Genomic DNA, 17,366 nt, shown 5'->3' with positions numbered 1-17,366 from the left:
TCCAGCGCCGCGGTCGAGTGCGGCCGTTCAGCGCGGCGGTTCCCCGGCGGGGCCGGCCAGCGCCGCGCGCAGCCTCGCGTACAGCAGCCGGACGGCCGGCGAGTGCTGGTCGGGGCGGGCGGCCAGGCCGAGGCGGGAGCGCGTCGCCGCGTCGACGACGGGGACGGCCCGCAGGCCCTCGCCGTCCATGGAGGACGGGCTCAGGACGGCGACGCCCGCGCCGCGCCGGGCGAGCAGGAGCAGGGTGGCCGGGGAACTGGCGTCGATGTCCACCCGCGGCTCCAGGCCGAGCAGTCCGCAGGAGTGCTCGTAGGCGGCACGGATGCCGGTGCCCGGGGAGAGGCAGAGGATCTTCTCGTCGCGCAGGTCGGCGAGCGTCAGCCCGTCCCGGTCCAGGCGGTGGCCGACCGGGACGACGGCGGCGACCGGCTCGTCGAGGACGACGGTGACGTCCAGGCCGGGGGCGGGGTCGCCGGCGAAGCCGATCAGGGCCAGGTCGAGGGCGCCGGCCAGCACCTGCGCCTGGAGGCGCTCCGAGTGGCCCTCGTGCAGGCTCAGTTCGATGCCGGGATGGGTGCGGCCGAGGTCGGCGACGACGTCGAGGAACGGCGGGATCGAGCAGCCCATGATCATCCCGAGCCGGACCCGGCCGCGGACGGCGTCGGCGAACTCGGCGGCGGTGTGCCGGATGGCGTCCAGGGTGGCGAGCGCGTCCTTGGCCAGCGGGAGGACCGCCTCCCCGGCCGGGGTGAGACGGACGCGACCCCGCCCGGAGCGGTCGACGAGCTGCTGGCCCAGCTCGCGTTCGAGCTTGGCGACCTGGGTGCTGACCCCGGACTGGCTGACGTGCAGACGCATCGCGGCGGCCGTGAACGATCCCTCGTCGACGACGGCGGCGAAGTAGCGCAGCTGATGCATCTCCATAATCAGGAACGATAGTCGGCATCTGATCCATCTGTTGGACGGATCGATCGGGCGGGCAGAGGATGGATCCATGACGACGACGAGGACTGCACGCGAGATTTCCGAGACCTACTTCGCGGCCTGGGAGGCGGGCGACTTCGAGACGCTGCGCGGGCTGCTGGCGGAGGACGTCGACTTCGTGGGGACACTGGGCACCGCCTCCGGGGCGGAGGAGGCGCTGAACGGGCTGCGGCGGCTCGGACAGGTGCTGGAGCGGATCGAGGTGCACGGCCGGGTGGCGGAAGGCGACGACGTGATCACCTGGTTCGACCTGCACACCTCCGTCGCGGACCCGACGACGACGGCGAACTGGACGCACGTGGAGAACGGGCGGATCGCCCGGATCCGCGTCACCTTCGACCCGCGCGGACTGCTGGCGGGCTTCGACCGCTGACCGGGCCGCGGCGGCGGGCGGAGCGGCGGGCGGAGGAGGCTGCGGAGGCCGGTGCCCCACGGGGGCGGGCACCGGCCTCCGCGGTGCGGGCCCGGGATCGCGACCCCGGCAGTGATCCACGAGGCGCGCCCCAGCTAGGCGACCGACCGGCCGGTCCGCCACAATGGGCGCGCTCCATCCGCACCACCTCGGGGGAATCAACAGAGTGTCAACTTCCATCGCCCCGGCCGCTCCCGCGCGCAAGGGCAAGGCCGCCGCGCTCGGTTGGCTGGTCAGTCTCACCTTCAACGTCGCGGCGCCGATCCTCATCTACAACCAGCTGCACGACCACGGCTACAGCGAGTCCGCCGCCATCCTGCTCTCGGGCCTCGGACCGGTGCTGGACACCGTCATCTACCTCGCCTGGCACCGCCGGATCGACGAGTTCGCCGTGGTCTCGCTGGTCTTCGTCGGGCTCTCGCTCGTCGTCGCGCTGATCGGGCCGCAGGACCCGAAGATGCTGCTGGCCAAGGACTCGTTCGTCTCGGGCCTGCTCGGGGTGTTCTACCTCGCCTCGCTCGCCGCGCCCCGGCCGATCATGTTCTACTTCGGCCGCAAGTTCGCCACCGACGGCACCCCGGAGATGGTCTCCTGGTGGAACGGCATGTGGCAGTACCCGGGCTTCCGCCGCGTCCAGCGCAACCTGACCATCGTGTGGGGCACCGCCTTCGTCCTGGAGGCGGTCCTGCGGATCGCGCTCGTCTACACGATGTCGCACGGCACCGTGGTGACCGTCAACAGCATCCTCCCGTACGCGGTGCTCGGCGGTCTGGTCTACTTCACGATCGCCTACGCCAAGCGGGCCGGCGCCCGCGGCCGGGCCCAGGCCGAGGCCGAGGCCCAGGCCCGGGCGGCCGCAGCCCCCGCCGCGGCCTGATCACGACGGACGACCCGCAGCGCCTCCCCGGCCCGCGCCGGGCGGGGCGCTGCGCGCATCGGACGGTCCGGGCGCGGGCGTCCGGCCCGGAGCCGGACGGCCGGGCTAGAGCCGGCCGCCGGGCGCGGACGGGCGGAAGAGCTCGTCCAGGTGGTGGGTGAGGACGGCCAGCGCGGCGCGGCCGTCGCGCTGACCGCCGAGCACGCTCGACCCCAGGCCGTTGACCATCGCCAGCAGTCCGGCGGCCGTCATCGCGGCGTCCCGCTCCCGGTCGATCCCGCCGCTCTCCTGCGCCGCCCGGAGCTGCCGGGCGAGGAAGCCCTCCAGCAGGTCGGGCTGACCGGCCCCGGTACGGCCCATCACCTCGGGGTCGTCGAGCACCAGCGCGTAGTAGGCGGTGTAGGTCCGGGTGATCCGGCGGCTCTCCTCGTCCGTCGGCAGGATGCTCGACAGGATCGCCGTCACCACCTCCCGCGGGGCGCGCGCGTCGCCGATCCACCGCTGCATGCGGGCCTGGAGCTGGGTGCCGAGCCGGGCGAAGGCGTCGAGCAGCAGCCCCTCCTTCGTCGTGAAGTAGTACTGCACGAGGCGCAGCGAGACGCCGGCCTCCGTCGCGACGGCCCGCATGCTGGCCGACTTCAGGCCGTCGGTGGCCGCGATCCGCAGCAGCGCCTCGGCGATCTGCCGCCGGCGCTCCTCGTGGTCGGGCTTCGTGGTCATGGTGCGGCCTCCGCTCACCGACTCCTGGTACATCCGTATCATGCCTGTGATACATCTGTACCATGCGAATCAGCGAGTTCCGGAACACCAAGACCGAAGACCGCTTCCGCGCCGCCTACGAACGCGCCCTGACCCAGCTCTGGCCGGGCCACCGCACGACCCTCGACCTGCCGACCGCCTTCGGCACCACCCGCGTCTACCGCACCGGCCCCGACCGCGGACGGCCGCTCGTGCTGCTCCCCGGCTCCGGCGGCAACGCCCTGATGTGGCACCGCTACGTCGCGCCGCTCGCCGAGCACCACCCCGTCATCGCCGTCGACACCGTCGGCGAACCCGGCGCCAGCATCCAGACCGCCCCCGTCCGCGACGGCCGCGACGGAGCCGCCTGGCTCGACGAACTCCTCACCGCCCTGGGGCTGTCCGACCCCCACCTGGTCGGCTGCTCCTACGGCGGCTGGCTGGCGCTCCAGCACCGGCTCCACCACCCCGGCCGCACCGCCGGCCTCACCCTCGTCGACCCGGCCGGCCTCGCCGACCCCGGCCGACGCTTCTACACCTGGCTGATCGCCGGCGGCCTCGCCGCCACCGCCCCGCGGCCCCTGCGCCCCCGACTGGCCCGCCTCGTCGACAACAGCACCATCCTGGAGACCGAGCTGATGACCCTCGTCCGCGCCTCCCTCGGCTTCCGCCGCGCACTCCCCCCGGCCACCACCCTCGACGACCGGGAGCTCGCCCGGCTCGCCGGCCTCCCGACCCTCGTCCTGCTCGGCGAACGCAGCGCCCTGCACGACGCCCACCGGGCGGCCGCCCGGCTCGCCCCGCACGCGCGGGTCGAGATCGTCCCCGGCGCCGGCCACGCCCTCCCCACCGACGCGCCCGGGCTCGTCGTCTCCCGGATCCTCACCTCGGCCGCCGGGCAGGCCGCCTGACCCCGCGCCGTCCCCGCCTCAGCCCTCCCCCGGACCGTCACCGCCTCGCTCGTCGGGTTCCTCGTCGGGGCCCTCGTCATCGTCCTCCGCGTCGTCCTCCGGCGGCGGCGCGAGGACGATCGGCCGGTCGTCCCCGGCGGCGAGCGCCTCCTCGACCGGGGTGCCGGCCGCGGCCCTGACCACCAGCGTGCCCTCCCAGAGCCGGGCGGCGAGCTCCGGCCCGACGGCCGCCTCGACGCGCAGCACCACGACGGCCCGCGGGTCGACGGCCGACCGGACGGGGAAACCGGCCGGATCGACACCCACCTGCTCCAGCGCGAACGGGTACACCGCGACGTCCACGGCCAACCGGCCCCCCGCCCACGCGTGCTCGGCCCAGCCGTCGGTCTGCACCAGGTGGAACACCCCGTCGCCCTCGTGGCAGTACGACCCCAGCCGGTTCAGGGCGCGCTCGCCGGGGCCGCCCTCCGGGTCGACGAGCAGCACGGCCACCGGCACCAGCGGTGCGTCGGGGTACAGGCCGGAACGGACGGACAGTCGGGCCATCGGCCACCTCCACGGCACGGGAGCGGTTCGGACCGGTGCGGGCCACCGTCGGCACGGGCGGGTGCCGACACCGGTGCGGAGCCAGTACACACCGGCCCGCCGACACCCCGGCCGGCCCCGCGTCACGACTGCGCATCGGCAGCGCCGACGGGCCGCCCGGCGCACGCCCGGGCTGCGAGGATCGGTCGGGAACACGACCGGGGAGGGGACGGTGGCCGCACCGAACGGAACGCCGGCGGACGCCGACCGGTGGTCGGCCGCCGAGGCGGAGATCACCCGCCTGAACACCGCCGGGCTCTGGATGCCCGGCCCCACCACCGTGCTGGACGTCCTGGGGACCGACCGCAGGGAACGCTCGCACCAGCTGCTGATCGGCTGGCTGCTCGACCCCCGCCGCCCGCACGGCCTCGGCACCGCCGTCCTCGCCGGGCTGCTCGCCACCGCGGGACGCGCGGACCTCGCCGCCGCCGACGGGCTCCACCGGGCCCGGGTCGAGCTGGAGGTGGTGCGGGCGCGGTCGCGCGCGGACATCGTCGTCACCGCGCCCGCGTTCAAGCTGGTGATCGAGCTGAAGGTGGACGCCGCCGAGGGCCCCCGGCAGACCGAACGCCTCGCCGACGACCACGCCCAACCGCAGCCGCTCGTCCTGCTGTTCCTCACGCTCGACGGCGACGCTCCCGCCGACGGCCGCTTCACCGCGGTGTCGCTGCGCACCTTCGCGCGGGTGCTCCGCCGCGCCCTCGCCGACACCCCGCGCCCCGCGCACGCCCACCGCGGCCGGGCGACCGCCGCGGACCTCCTGGAGACCTTGGAGAGGATGACCGGCATGGCTCCGGCGAACCAGGCGGCAGCCCGGCTCTGGCTCGGTCACGGCGAGCACCTGCTCGACGCCCGGGCGGCGGCCCGCGACGTGCTCACCCGACTGCCCGCCGCCGTCGGCACCGCGCTCGGCGGGCTCGGCCTGGCCGGGCCGGTGCGGGTCGTCGCCCCGTTCGACTACCGGGCCGAGGGCCGCACCAGGACCGGCGGCGAGCCCGAGACCTACCCCGAACGCGCCGTCCTGCTGACCAGACCCACCTGGTGCACCGCCGACGGGAGGCCGCGCGCGGGCATCGGCCTCGGCTCCCGGGCCAAGCCCGACCCCTTCGAGAAGCGGGGGCAGTTGCGCCCGTTCCTGGGGATCCGGGCGACGGATCCGGCCGTCTACGACCACCTGGACGACGCCTGCGAGCCCCTCGTGGGGGAGGCGCCCTGGGACTGGTGGCCGCGCTGGGAGTACCTCGACCTCGCGCTGCCGGCGGACGACGAGGACCTGGTCGAGGCCTACGCGATGCGGGCGGCCGTCCGCATCGCGGACTGGTGGGAGCGCCACCACGCGCTGGTGGACCGGGCGCTGCGGGCGGCGGGGCCGGCGTAGCGCCCGGTCGGGTCGTGGTCGGTCGGGCCGCGTCGCGCTCGGGCGCAGCGCGCTCCGTCAGGCCGCGTCGTGCTCGGCCAGGTCGGCCGTCCGGTCCGCCTTCGGGCGGGTGACCAGGCCGCGGGCGGCGTGGACCGCCGCGGCGAGCGCGAAGCCGTAGACCGCCACCAGGCCGTGGCCGTTGTCCTGGGCGAGCCACATGGCCAGGCCGAGCACCGGGACGCCGACCGCCAGGGCGCGCTCCTTGGCGAGGCCCGTGCGGGTGAGCAGCGCGAGGGCGAGGGTGGCGCCGAGGAAGTAGGTGGCACCGGAGCTGCCGGCGAAGTTGCGCGGGTCGGTGCTGGGGCCGTCGCCGAAGCCGAGCAGGTCGTCGATCCGGCCGGGCAGCAGGATGCCGGCGAGGAAGAAGGCGAGGGTGAGCGGGCCGCCCCAGTACCACTGGGCGAGCGCGGCGACGGCGGCGAGGGTGGCGAGGTTCCAGAGGCCGCCGCCGAGGCCGCCGTTCTGCATGAACACCGAGGTGAACTCGCGCCACCAGCCGGACTTGGCGGGGTCCGCGTCGAGCGCGTCCATGGCACCGGACCAGAGCAGCTGGAGCAGGACGCCGCCGACGGCGATCGCCGTCAGCGCGACGGCCGCCCAGGGGACGGGCCGCCCGCGCAGGGCGTCGCGGCCGACGACGCCGAGCCCGCAGTTGACCATCATGACCATCAGTGCGGCCGTGGTCACGTTGAAGACGATCGCCTCCATGTCCTGGCCCTCCCCCCGGTTGCGGCGTTTTCCAACACCGTTCGAAACCTGCTGGCGCAAAGCTAGCACAGTTTTCGAACGGTGTTGGAAAAGGCTGTACGGTGGTCCCCATGAAGCTCACCAAAGAGCGCATCGTCGCCGCGGGCATGGCCGTCTTCGCCGAGGTCGGATACCACAACCTGTCCATGCGTCAGGTCGCCGACCGCCTCGACGCCCACGCCGGAAGCCTCTACTACCACGTGCGCGGCAAGGACGAACTGCTCGCGCTGATGGCCGACCGGGTCTGCCGACAGGCCTACGACGCCGGCACCGAGGCCCTGACCTCCCTCCCGCCCACCGCCACCTGGCAGGACCGGATCGAGGCCCAGGCCACCACCCTGCGCCACGCCATCCGCCGGCACCCGGGCGGCGCGCTGCTGCTCGCCGAGAGCCCCGGCGTCCTCAGCACCGGCGGCCTGTCCCTGATGGAGCGCCTGCTGCGCACCCTCCTCGACGCCGGCCTGCCCGAAGCCCACTGCGGCATCGCCGCCGACACCCTGCTCAGCCACGCGACCGGCTTCGTCCTCCAGGAGCAGAACCAGCCGGCCTCGCCGCCCGCCGTCACCGCCGAGCGCTACGCCGACCTGTGCGCGCGGTTCCCGCTGATCATGGGCGGGGCGATGCCCCGGCTGACCCAGGACGAGAAGTTCACCCGGAGCATCCGCCAGCTCTGCACCGGCTTCGCCGCCCTCGTGCCGAAGGACGGCGCGGCCGACGGGTGACCGCCGGGCCCCCGGCTGACGAGCCAGCCTGCGGACGGCTGCCCGTCAGCCCTGCTGCGGCGGCCGGCGCCGCAGGCTGAGCAGCAGCAGGACCACCGCCGACAGCACCGCCGCCAGCCGCAGCACTCCCGGCGCCGCCGACCAGCTGATCTGGGTCAGCTGGGAGCCCGCCTGCACACCGGCACCGCCCTGGGCGCCCTGCTTGGCCTGCATGGCGTGCAGGGTGGCCGCGCTCATGGTGATCAGCGGCACCCCGAGGATGGCGAACTTGCGCATCAGATCCGAGAGTTGCCTGGACAGGTAACCCAGCGCCCACCCCACCAGCATGGCCGGGAAGAAGCTCGACACCGCACCGCCGACCAGCATCCCGCAGGAGAGCAGGATCAGCAGCGACGGCCGGCGCACCCCCGCCGCGGCGCCCGCACCCGGCTGGTCGGCGGGTGCCGGGCCCGCGGCCGGCTTGGCCTTGGCCTGCTCCGCGGCGGCCGCCTTCGCCCGGGCCTTCCGCTGCTTCCGCCCCTTCCCCGCGGCCGCGTCGGCCGTCCCGGCGGCCGCCCCGGCCCCCGCCGCGGGCTCGGCGCCGGCCCGCTGCTCGGGGACGGCCTTCGGCGGAGCCGGCGGCGCGTCCGAGAAGTTGAGCAGCACCAGGTCCCAGCCGTTGGCCCCCGAGCTGTACACCTGCGGTGGCGGGAGGGCGTCCGGGTCCTGCTCGGCCGCCGCCTCGAAGCGGGGCTTGTCCATCGACACCGGGGAGCTCGCGGCCGTCCGCGGCGGGTCCAGCGGCACCGACGGGGTCGCGCCGCCCGCGCCCCCGGTGGCCGGCACGTCGTAGACGCCGTCCCCGTCGGACGCCGCGGCGGCTCCCCCGGCGGCACCGGCGCCGTCAGCCGGCCCGGGCACGGCCGGGCCGCTCCCGGCCCCGCCCCCCGAACGGTCGCTCCACGGCCCGCTCTTGCGCCACCACTCGCCGTCCGTCATCACCGACACCCCGCCTCGCGCCCGAACCCCGGCCCACCGGACCACCCTCGGCCGTGACGCTACCCACCCCGCCCCCGACCACGCGAGTCCCCGCGACCGGAACCCCGCCCCGAGCCCCCGCGCGGAACCCCGGACCGGAGCACCCGGCCGACCCCCCGACCGGACCGGCGGCCCGCAACGCCCGGACGGATGCCCGGCAGCCCCCGGCCTGACCCACCGAACAACCCCGGCTCCGCGGCCGCCGGACGGACACCCCGCCGCCCGCCCGCCCGACTAACCTAGGTCGAATGACCACACAGCAGGGACCTCAACGCCAGGGGCGGTCCGCCGCCGGCCCCCGCACCCTCGCCGAGGAGCTGCGCGCCCGCCCCGACGACGCGCTCGCCACCCTGCTCCGCTCCCGCCCCGACCTGCTCAACCCCGTCCCCGGCGACCTCACCCAGCTGTCCGCCCGGCTCTCCTCCCGGGCCTCGGCCCTGCGCGCCCTGGAGCGCCTGGACCGCTTCACCCTGCAGGTCGCCGAGGCCCTGGCCACCGCACCGGACGGCACCGGCCTGGCCGCCGTGCGCACCCTGCTGACCGGCCCGGCGAAGGTCCGGCCGCACCCCGGCGCGACCCCGCTGACCCCCGCCGACCGGTCCGCGGTGGCCGCCGCCCTGCCCCGGGCGGTCGCCACCCTGCGCGACCGGGCCCTGCTCTGGGGCCCGGACAACGGCCTGCGGCTGGTCCTCGCGGTGCGCGAGGCGCTCGCCCCGACCGCCGCCAACCCCGGCCGCACCGGCCTCGGCCCGACCCTCGCCGACGCCACCATCGGCATGTCCCCGGCCCGGCTGCAGCAGTTGCTCGCCTCCGCCGGGCAGCCCGCCACGCCGGACCCGGTCACCGCCGTCGCCGCGCTCACCGCGCTGCTGAGCGACCGCGCCCGCTGCTCGGCGCTGCTGGAGACCGCCCCCGAACCCGCACTGCGGCTGCTGGAACGGCTGGTCTGGGGCCCGCCGACCGGCACCGTCCCGGACGCCACCCGCCCGGTCACCGCGGCGGACGCGCAGAGCCCGGTCGAATGGCTGCTGGCCCGCGGCCTGCTGCTGCCCAGCGGCCCCGGCAGCGTGGTGCTGCCGCGCGAGCTGGCCCTGCACCTGCGCGGCGGCCGCACCCACCGCACCGTCGAACCGGTCCAGCCCGAGCCCGCGCCGGCCGCCCCCGCGCGCGATCCACAGGCTGTGGACAACGCCGCCGCCGGCCAGGCCCACACCGCCGTCAGGACCGTCGAGGAGCTGCTCGACGGCTGGGGCCTCACCCCGCCGCCCACCCTGCGCGCCGGCGGCCTCGGCGTCCGCGACCTCAAGCGGACCGCCCAGACCCTGGAGACCACCGAGCAGCAGGCCGCCTTCTGGCTCGAACTCGCCTACACCGCCGGGCTGCTGGCCCCCGACGGCGACGCCGACGAACGCTGGGCCCCGACCCCGGCCTACGACACCTGGCTCCAGCAGGACACCGCCGAGCGCTGGTCCCTGCTCGCCGGAGCCTGGCTCGCCGCCACCCGCGTCCCCGCCCTGACCGGCACCCCCGACGGCAAGGGCAAGCCCCGGGCCGCGCTCGGCCCCGAACTCGACCGCACGCTCGCCCCCTCCGTCCGCCGCGCCGCCCTCGCCCTGCTCGCCGAACTCCCGCCCGGCACCCCCGCCACCGCGGCCGAACTGCTGCCCACCCTGCGCTGGCAGCGGCCGCTGCGCGGCGGACCGACCGGCCCGGACGGCCACGAGCTGCGCGAGGACCTCACCACCTGGACCCTCGCCGAGGCCGAACTCCTCGGCATCACCGGCCGCGGCGCGCTCGCCGCCCCGGCCCGTGCGCTGCTCACGGCCGAGTCCGACCCGGCCGAGGTGCTCGCCCCGCTGCTGCCGCGCCCGCTCGACCACGTGATCCTCCAGCCGGACCTCACCGCGATCGCCCCCGGCCCGCTGCTGACCCCGCTCGCGCAGGCGCTCGCCCTCTGCGCCGACATCGAGTCCAAGGGCGGCGCCACCGTCTACCGGTTCACCCCGGTCTCGGTGCGCCGCGCCCTGGACGCCGGCCGCACCGCCGCCGACCTGCGGGCCTTCCTGGAGCAGCACAGCCGCACGCCCGTCCCGCAGCCGCTCGGCTACCTGATCGACGACGTCGCCCGCCGGCACGGCGTCCTGCGCGTCGGCGCCGCCTCGTCCTACCTGCGCTGCGACGACCCGTCCCTGCTGAACGAGGTCCTCGCCGACCGCCGCTCCGCCGACCTGCGCCTGCGGCTGCTCGCGCCCACCGTCCTGGCCGCCCAGGCCGCCCCGGACGTCCTGCTCGCCGCCCTGCGGACGATGGGCTACGCCCCGGCCGCCGAGTCCGCGGAGGGAGACGTCCTGATCACCCGCCCGGACAGCCACCGCACGCCGCCGCGCACCGCCCCGACCCCCGTCCCGGACGGCCCGCCCACCCCGGACGACGTGCTGCTCGCCGCCGCCATCAAGGCCGTCCGGGCCGGCGACCGGGCCGCCACCGCCAACCGTCGCGAACCCGCCCCCGACCCGCGCCAGCTGCCGCGCACCGCCGCCGCCGAGACGCTGGCCGCCCTGCAGACCGCCGTCCTGCTCGGCGAGCGGATGTGGATCGGCTACCTCAACGCCGAGGGCATCGCGAGCCAGCGCATCATCGACCCGGTCAAGGTCGAGGGCGGCTTCGTCACCGCCTTCGACCACCACGCCGACGAGCTCCGCACCTTCGCCCTCCACCGCATCACCGGCGTCGCCGAGCTGGACGAGTAGGCCCGGCGGGCGCCCCACGCTAGGGCGTGTCTTTCGGATCACGTCGGATCAGCGGGCGTCGTTGGGGTGCGTGCATCGGCGGCGCCGAGGAGGGAGTCCATGCGGTGGGGGCACCTCCCGGCCGCCAGGCTGGGGGCCATCGGCGACTGACGAGAAGCCGGCGTGGGGGTACCCCCGGCCGAAGGCTGGGGGAGTGCGTGCCCCGGCGGCGATCGCCTGGCGTGATCCGAAAGACACGCCCTAGTGCCCCTTCGCCTCCTTCACCTTCTCCTTGACGGCCTGGTCCGCCAGGGTGCCGATCTGCCCCTGCCCGACCGGCAGCTCCCCGCCGCTGACCACGTCCGCAAGCAGGAAGCCGGGCGCCGCCAACGGCCCGCCGGGCCCCTCCCCGATCCCCGCGAGGGCGTGCGCGGAGCCGGCGGAGGAGGCGGTGGCCGCGAGGGCCGAGCCCATCAGGGCGAGGGCGGTGAGGACACGCTTCGACTTGTTCATGACCGGCTCAACGAGCGATGCGCGGGCGGGTCACCCGGCGCGATTGCCCACCGCGCACACCCGGCGCAGGCTGGAACCGGGGGATGGCGAGAGGAGGCATCATGCTCGGCGAGCAGATAGCGGAGTTGACCACCACCGAGACCGGCCGGCGCGTCCTGGCGACCGTCGGCGGCCCCGCCGTCGAGGTCTCGATGACCGGCACGGGACAGCTGCTGGGCGTCCCGGTCCGGGAGTTCGTCACCTACGAGTCGGAACTGCGGCCGGACGGCTCGCTGTTCGGCGAGGGCCAGGGCGTCGGCATGACCGAGAAGGGCGAGACCTACAGCTGGCACGGCAACGGCATCGGCCACTTCACCGAGGGCGGCGCCGTCAGGTGGCGCGGCAGCATCTACTTCGAGAGCGGCGCCGACACCTTCCAGCGCCTCAACGACCTCGTCGGCGTCTTCGAGTTCGAGAACGACCCCACCGGCGCGGGCCGGTCCGTGCTGTACGAGTGGAAGTAGCCCGTCCCCGTTCCGCGCGGAATGCGCGACACTGGAGGGTCTGCGTCAGTCCAGCCTGTCAGCCAGTGGAGGGCACCCCCGCGTGAACGACGGACCGCTCATCGTCCAGAGCGACAAAACTCTTCTCCTGGAGATCGACCACCCCAGGGCCGCCGACTGCCGCCGTGCGATCGCGCCGTTCGCCGAGCTGGAGCGCGCGCCCGAGCACGTGCACACCTACCGGGTGACGCCGCTCGGGCTGTGGAACGCCCGCGCGGCGGGGCACGACGCCGAGCAGGTGGTGGACGCCCTGGTGACGTACTCGCGCTACCCGGTGCCGCACGCGCTGCTGGTGGACGTGGCCGACACGATGGGGCGGTACGGGCGGCTCCAGCTGCTCAAGCACCCGACGCACGGGCTGGTGCTCGCCACCACCGACCGGCCGGTGCTGGAGGAGGTGCTGCGCTCGAAGAAGATCGCCCCGCTGGTGGGGGCCCGGGTGGACCCGGACACCGTGGTGGTGCACCCGTCCGAGCGCGGCCAGATCAAGCAGGTGCTGCTCAAACTCGGCTGGCCCGCCGAGGACTTCGCCGGCTACGTGGACGGTGAGGCACACCCGATCGACCTGGACGAGGACGGCTGGCAGCTGCGCCCGTACCAGGCGCAGGCCGTCGAGGGCTTCTGGCACGGCGGTTCGGGCGTCGTGGTGCTGCCCTGCGGCGCCGGCAAGACGCTGGTCGGCGCGGCCGCGATGGCGCACGCCAAGTCGACCACGCTGATCCTGGTGACCAACACGGTGTCGGCCCGGCAGTGGAAGCACGAGCTGGTCAAGCGCACCTCGCTCACCGAGGACGAGATCGGCGAGTACAGCGGCACGCGGAAGGAGATCCGCCCGGTCACCATCGCCACGTACCAGGTGATGACGACCAAGCGGAAGGGCGTCTACGCGCACCTGGAGCTGTTCGACGCCCGCAACTGGGGCCTGGTGGTCTACGACGAGGTGCACCTGCTGCCGGCGCCGGTGTTCAAGTTCACCGCCGACCTGCAGGCCCGCCGCAGGCTCGGCCTGACCGCGACGCTGGTGCGCGAGGACGGCCGCGAGGGCGACGTGTTCAGCCTGATCGGCCCCAAGCGCTTCGACGCGCCGTGGAAGGAGATCGAGGCGCAGGGCTACATCGCGCCCGCCGACTGCTGCGAGGTGCGGGTCACCCTGACCGACTCGGAGCGGCTGGCCTACGCGACCGCCGAGCCCGAGGAGCGGTACCGCTTCTGCGCCACCACGGCGACCAAGCGCCGGGTGGTGGAGGCGCTGGTGAAGAAGCACGAGAAGGACCAGACGCTGATCATCGGCCAGTACATCGACCAGCTGGACGAGCTCGGCGAGGTCCTGGACGCGCCGGTGATCAAGGGCGAGACCAGCAACGCCCAGCGCGAGAAGCTGTTCGACGCGTTCCGCAACAAGGAGATCGGCGTGCTGGTGGTCTCCAAGGTCGCCAACTTCTCGATCGACCTGCCGGAGGCCACGGTGGCCATCCAGGTCTCCGGGACGTTCGGCTCCCGCCAGGAGGAGGCCCAGCGGCTGGGCCGGGTGCTGCGCCCCAAGGCGGACGGCCACGCGGCGCACTTCTACTCGGTGGTCGCCCGGGACACCGTGGACCAGGACTTCGCGGCCCACCGGCAGCGCTTCCTGGCCGAGCAGGGCTACGCGTACCGCATCATCGACGCGGACGACGTGCTGTAGCCGGGGCCCCTCGGGGCCCGCGGGACTCAGTAACGGACACCGTCGCGCCCGAGGAAGACCACGCGCGCGGCGGTGTCCAGGGCGATGCCGAGGTTGCGGACGGCGGTGGCCAGCGGGTTGCGGTGCCGGCCGGGGACGGCGGTCGCGCCGGCGGGGGAGGCGGGGGTTCGGTTCGCTGTGCTCATGTGTTCCACGGTAGGCACCCGAACGGCCGAGGTCATCACTCCAAAGGCCGCATCCGCCGGGTCACGGGTCGTCCTGCGGGTGTACGGCCGCCCCCGAGACCTGCGGGGGCGGACCCCTGAGACCCGGCGGGGTCGCCCCCCGGGTACCGCCGGTCCGGGGCCCCTGGGACCCCCGGGACCTGCGGGGCTGGAACCCCGGGGCGCGCGGGTCTAAGATCGTCCGTCTGCCCCCTCCCGAACCGTGGTACCTGCTGAAGTCGCGCAGGCAGCCGGGGGAGGCGCCGACCGTCCGAAGGGCCCCTCCTTGCCCGTCGCCGGGCAAGGAGGGACGGTCGGCTGTCCCCACCGTGAGCTCCATCGATCCGCTGTGCCCGTCCGGGGCCAGCCGGGAAGGTTCGCCGTGCCCGCCACCCCCACCACCGACCCCCTCCAGCGCGAACGCGACCACCTGGCCGCGTCCCGGTCCGCGCTGCGCGCGATGCGCGAGGACGTCCAGGCACTGGACCTGCGCGACGTGACCGGCACCTGGGTGTCCGCCGTCGTCCTCCAGAACCAGATCGAGGCCCGGATCGCCGCCCTGGCCGACCTCGCGCACACCCCGCTGTTCTTCGGCCGCCTGGACTACCTGCACGCGATCAGCGAGGAGCTGAGCGAGGGCGGCGGCGGGGAGAGCTTCTACATCGGCCGCCGGCACGTCCACGACGCCGACGGCGACCCGATGGTGATCGACTGGCGCGCGCCGGTCTCCCAGCCGTTCTACCGGGCCAGCCGCACGGAGCCCCTGGACGTCGAGCGCCGCCGCCGCTTCGGCTACACCGGCGGCGAGCTCACCGCGTACGAGGACGAGCACCTGAGCGACCCGGCCGAGACGGACACGGCCTCCGCCCTGCTCGCGGCCGAGATCGAGAAGCCCCGCGTGGGCCCGATGCGCGACATCGTGGCCACCATCCAGCCGGAGCAGGACGAGATCGTCCGCTCGGACGTCACGGGGACCATCTGCGTCCAGGGCGCCCCGGGCACCGGGAAGACGGCCGTCGGCCTGCACCGCGTCGCGTTCCTGCTGTACGCGCACCGCGAGCGGCTGGCCCGCACCGGCACGCTGGTGATCGGGCCGAACAACGCGTTCCTCTCCTACATCGAGCAGGTGCTGCCGGCGCTGGGCGAGCTGGACGTCGCCCAGGCCACCGTGCAGCAGCTGGTCGGGCACGTCGAGGTCCGGGGCGAGGACACCCCGGAGGCGGCCCGGCTCAAGGGCGACGCGCGGCTGGCCGAGGTGCTGCGCCGGGCGGTGCGGGCCGGGATCACGCTGCCCACCGAGCCCTGCGTGGTGGTCCGCGGCTCCCGCCGCTGGCGCGTCCCGGCGTACGAACTCGTGGAGATCATCGAGGAGTTGAAGGGCCGCGAGATCCGCTACGGCGCCGCCAGGGACGCCCTGCCGCAGCGGATCGCGCACGCGGTGCTGCTGAAGATGGAGCAGGGCGGCGAGGCGCCGGACGACCGGGTGCAGGACGCGGTGGCCCGCAACGCCGCGGTCAAGGCGGTGGTGAAGGAGTGCTGGCCGGCCGTCGACCCGGCCAAGCTGGTGCTGCGGCTCCTCTCCGAGCCGGCGTTCCTGGCCGAGTGCGCGGAGGGCCTGCTGACCCCCGAGGAGCAGCTGGCGGTGCTCTGGCCCAAGCCGGGCCGCTCGGTGCGGACCGCCCGCTGGACGCCGGCCGACGCCGTCCTGGTCGACGAGGCGACGGACCTGGTGCAGCGCACGCCCTCGCTCGGCCACGTGGTGCTGGACGAGGCGCAGGACCTCTCCCCGATGCAGTACCGCGCGGTCGGCCGCCGCTGCACCACCGGCTCGGCGACCGTCCTCGGCGACCTCGCCCAGGGCACCACCCCGTGGGCGACGGCGAGCTGGCCGGACGCGCTGCGCCACCTGGGCAAGCCGGACGCCCACGTCGAGGAGCTGACCAAGGGCTTCCGGGTGCCCGAGGAGGTCATCGCGTACGCCTCGCGGCTGCTCCCGGCGATCGCCCCGGGGCTGGCCCCGGCGTCCTCCGTCCGCGAGGCTCCGGGCTCCCTCGCGGTGCGCCGCGTCGAGGAGGACGGCTCGACGGAGGCCGTGCTCGCGGCCTGCCGGGAGGCGCTGGAGCACGAGGGCTCGACCGGGCTGATCGCCGCCGACGCCCGGATCCCGCGGCTGGCCGAGGCGCTGACCGCGGCCGGGCTGCCGCACCTCTCCCCCGGTGAGGAGACCAGCGAGCAGGCCCGGCTGACCCTCGTGCCGGCCTCGCTCGCCAAGGGTCTGGAGTACGACTACGTGGTGCTGGACGAACCGGCCGCGGTGGTCGCCGGCGAGCCGGACGAGCGGACCGGACTGCGCCGGCTGTACGTGGCGCTGACCCGTGCCGTCTCCGGCCTGACGGTGCTGCACAGCGAGCCGCTGCCCGAGCAGCTGCGCTGACGGGGCGGGGTCGGCCCCGGTACCCACCGGGTCCGGCCCCGTGCGCGCCCGGTCGGACCGGCCCCGCGCGCGGCGGGCACCCGGTGCCCGCTCAGGCGTCGATCAGCGCCCGCCACTCGGCCACCTTGGCGGCGTCGACCGGCGTGTCCCAGCCGGCGACCCGTACCGCGCCGCCGACGTGGAAGGCGTCGAAGCCCTCGGCCCGCAGGCCCTTGAGGTGCTCGGCGCGCAGGCCGCCGCCGATCAGGATCCGCTGCCCGTACCCGGGCTCGCCGGCCCGGGCGGCTTCGGCCCGCAGCACCTCCCGCCCGGCGTCCACCCCGGCGGCCGCGCCGGAGGTCAGGAAGGTGTCCAGTCCGGGCAGCGAGCCGACGGCGGCCCGCAGGGCGGCCCGGTCGGCGCTGTGGTCGATCGCCCGGTGGAAGGTCCAGCGGCAACCGGCGACGGCCTCCGCGACGGCCTCGGTGGCAGCCCGGTCGACGGCGCCGTCGGCGTCGAGGAAGCCGAAGACGAACTCCTCGGCACCCTCGGCGCGCAGTGCGGCGGCCCGGGCGGCCAGCGCGTCGAGGTCGCCCGGGGCGAAGCCGTCCCTGATCCGGAGCATGACCCGCAGCGGGATGCCGACCGCGGACCGGATCCGGGCGAAGTCCTCGACGGACGGGGTGAGCCCGTCCGCGGCCATGTCGGTGACCAGTTCGAGGCGGTCGGCGCCGCCCGACTCGGCGGCCTGGGCGTCCTGGGGCGTCAGCGCGATGACTTCGAAAATTGGTCTAGACATGCCGGACAGCCTGCCACATCGCCCGGCCCCCGGCGAGACCCGGGCACCCTCCCTGCGACGGGACCGGGGCGCC

Annotated in this window: 17 protein-coding genes; 9 read left to right on the top strand and 8 right to left on the bottom strand. The window is 75.4% G+C overall.

The genetic code is table 11. The annotated features are described in order from the left end of the window. Nucleotides 1–27: 27 nt before the first annotated feature. On the bottom strand, nucleotides 28–924 hold the full coding sequence (locus ACFYUY_RS14985; RefSeq protein ID WP_387900800.1) for a LysR family transcriptional regulator: 897 nt from the start codon (nucleotides 922–924) through the stop codon (nucleotides 28–30). Between the two features lie 70 nt (nucleotides 925–994). Here ACFYUY_RS14985 and ACFYUY_RS14980 point away from each other — a divergent pair, with 70 nt between their 5' ends. Then, complete coding sequence (locus tag ACFYUY_RS14980) at nucleotides 995–1,357, top strand: nuclear transport factor 2 family protein (protein ID WP_360212614.1); 363 nt, start codon at nucleotides 995–997, stop codon at nucleotides 1,355–1,357. A 205-nt stretch (nucleotides 1,358–1,562) separates the two neighbouring features. Next, nucleotides 1,563–2,273 carry a VC0807 family protein gene (locus tag ACFYUY_RS14975; protein WP_360212616.1) on the top strand — a complete coding sequence of 237 codons (711 nt, stop codon included), beginning with the start codon at nucleotides 1,563–1,565 and terminating at the stop codon, nucleotides 2,271–2,273. A 105-nt stretch (nucleotides 2,274–2,378) separates the two neighbouring features. Here ACFYUY_RS14975 and ACFYUY_RS14970 read toward each other — a convergent pair whose 3' ends face one another. After that, on the bottom strand, nucleotides 2,379–2,993 hold the full coding sequence (locus ACFYUY_RS14970; protein WP_387900799.1) for a TetR/AcrR family transcriptional regulator: 615 nt from the start codon (nucleotides 2,991–2,993) through the stop codon (nucleotides 2,379–2,381). A gap of 62 nt (nucleotides 2,994–3,055) precedes the next feature. Here ACFYUY_RS14970 and ACFYUY_RS14965 point away from each other — a divergent pair, with 62 nt between their 5' ends. Then, the gene (locus ACFYUY_RS14965; protein ID WP_387900797.1) at nucleotides 3,056–3,922 is read left to right on the top strand and encodes an alpha/beta fold hydrolase; all 867 of its coding nucleotides are present in this window, start codon (nucleotides 3,056–3,058) and stop codon (nucleotides 3,920–3,922) included. 18 nt (nucleotides 3,923–3,940) lie between these two features. On the opposite strand, the gene ACFYUY_RS14960 is transcribed toward ACFYUY_RS14965, so the two are convergent. After that, nucleotides 3,941–4,468: a hypothetical protein gene (locus ACFYUY_RS14960; RefSeq protein ID WP_387900796.1), complete on the bottom strand. Its 528-nt coding sequence runs from the start codon at nucleotides 4,466–4,468 to the stop codon at nucleotides 3,941–3,943. Between the two features lie 211 nt (nucleotides 4,469–4,679). Between ACFYUY_RS14960 and ACFYUY_RS14955 the strand changes: the two genes are divergently transcribed. Next, the gene (locus tag ACFYUY_RS14955; RefSeq protein ID WP_387900794.1) at nucleotides 4,680–5,885 is read left to right on the top strand and encodes a PD-(D/E)XK nuclease family protein; all 1,206 of its coding nucleotides are present in this window, start codon (nucleotides 4,680–4,682) and stop codon (nucleotides 5,883–5,885) included. Nucleotides 5,886–5,942: 57 nt separating this feature from the next. On the opposite strand, the gene ACFYUY_RS14950 is transcribed toward ACFYUY_RS14955, so the two are convergent. Continuing rightward, nucleotides 5,943–6,635, bottom strand: coding sequence for a hypothetical protein (locus ACFYUY_RS14950; protein WP_387900793.1), 693 nt, complete (start codon nucleotides 6,633–6,635; stop codon nucleotides 5,943–5,945). 110 nt (nucleotides 6,636–6,745) lie between these two features. On the opposite strand from ACFYUY_RS14950, the gene ACFYUY_RS14945 reads away from it, so the two are divergent. Beyond that, the gene (locus tag ACFYUY_RS14945; RefSeq protein ID WP_387900791.1) at nucleotides 6,746–7,396 is read left to right on the top strand and encodes a TetR/AcrR family transcriptional regulator; all 651 of its coding nucleotides are present in this window, start codon (nucleotides 6,746–6,748) and stop codon (nucleotides 7,394–7,396) included. Between the two features lie 45 nt (nucleotides 7,397–7,441). Here ACFYUY_RS14945 and ACFYUY_RS14940 read toward each other — a convergent pair whose 3' ends face one another. Further along, nucleotides 7,442–8,374 (bottom strand): hypothetical protein, encoded by a 933-nt coding sequence (locus ACFYUY_RS14940; RefSeq protein WP_360212630.1) that lies wholly within the window; start codon nucleotides 8,372–8,374, stop codon nucleotides 7,442–7,444. A 287-nt stretch (nucleotides 8,375–8,661) separates the two neighbouring features. On the opposite strand from ACFYUY_RS14940, the gene ACFYUY_RS14935 reads away from it, so the two are divergent. Then, nucleotides 8,662–11,163 (top strand): helicase-associated domain-containing protein, encoded by a 2,502-nt coding sequence (locus ACFYUY_RS14935; RefSeq protein WP_387900789.1) that lies wholly within the window; start codon nucleotides 8,662–8,664, stop codon nucleotides 11,161–11,163. A gap of 240 nt (nucleotides 11,164–11,403) precedes the next feature. Here the strand turns inward: ACFYUY_RS14935 and ACFYUY_RS14930 are convergent, their stop codons facing one another. After that, complete coding sequence (locus ACFYUY_RS14930; RefSeq protein ID WP_360212634.1) at nucleotides 11,404–11,655, bottom strand: hypothetical protein; 252 nt, start codon at nucleotides 11,653–11,655, stop codon at nucleotides 11,404–11,406. Nucleotides 11,656–11,756: 101 nt separating this feature from the next. On the opposite strand from ACFYUY_RS14930, the gene ACFYUY_RS14925 reads away from it, so the two are divergent. Both ACFYUY_RS14925 and ACFYUY_RS14920 read left to right on the top strand, forming a co-directional pair. Then, nucleotides 11,757–12,158 carry a hypothetical protein gene (locus ACFYUY_RS14925; RefSeq protein WP_360212636.1) on the top strand — a complete coding sequence of 134 codons (402 nt, stop codon included), beginning with the start codon at nucleotides 11,757–11,759 and terminating at the stop codon, nucleotides 12,156–12,158. A gap of 82 nt (nucleotides 12,159–12,240) precedes the next feature. Then, the gene (locus ACFYUY_RS14920) at nucleotides 12,241–13,878 is read left to right on the top strand and encodes a DNA repair helicase XPB (protein WP_360212638.1); all 1,638 of its coding nucleotides are present in this window, start codon (nucleotides 12,241–12,243) and stop codon (nucleotides 13,876–13,878) included. A gap of 26 nt (nucleotides 13,879–13,904) precedes the next feature. On the opposite strand, the gene ACFYUY_RS14915 is transcribed toward ACFYUY_RS14920, so the two are convergent. Then, the gene (locus tag ACFYUY_RS14915; RefSeq protein ID WP_360212640.1) at nucleotides 13,905–14,063 is read right to left on the bottom strand and encodes a hypothetical protein; all 159 of its coding nucleotides are present in this window, start codon (nucleotides 14,061–14,063) and stop codon (nucleotides 13,905–13,907) included. Between the two features lie 400 nt (nucleotides 14,064–14,463). Here ACFYUY_RS14915 and ACFYUY_RS14910 point away from each other — a divergent pair, with 400 nt between their 5' ends. Next, nucleotides 14,464–16,515, top strand: a complete 2,052-nt coding sequence (locus tag ACFYUY_RS14910) for a HelD family protein (RefSeq protein ID WP_387900786.1) — start codon at nucleotides 14,464–14,466, stop codon at nucleotides 16,513–16,515. 91 nt (nucleotides 16,516–16,606) lie between these two features. Here the strand turns inward: ACFYUY_RS14910 and ACFYUY_RS14905 are convergent, their stop codons facing one another. After that, the gene (locus ACFYUY_RS14905) at nucleotides 16,607–17,293 is read right to left on the bottom strand and encodes a copper homeostasis protein CutC (protein ID WP_387900784.1); all 687 of its coding nucleotides are present in this window, start codon (nucleotides 17,291–17,293) and stop codon (nucleotides 16,607–16,609) included. Nucleotides 17,294–17,366 lie beyond the last annotated feature (73 nt).

Origin of the sequence: Kitasatospora sp. NPDC004745 (genome assembly GCF_042873275.1) — a bacterium.
Taxonomy (GTDB): Bacteria; Actinomycetota; Actinomycetes; order Streptomycetales; family Streptomycetaceae; genus Kitasatospora.
Note: the sequence above shows the minus strand (reverse complement) of the source record. Positions and strands in the feature narration are given on the sequence as shown.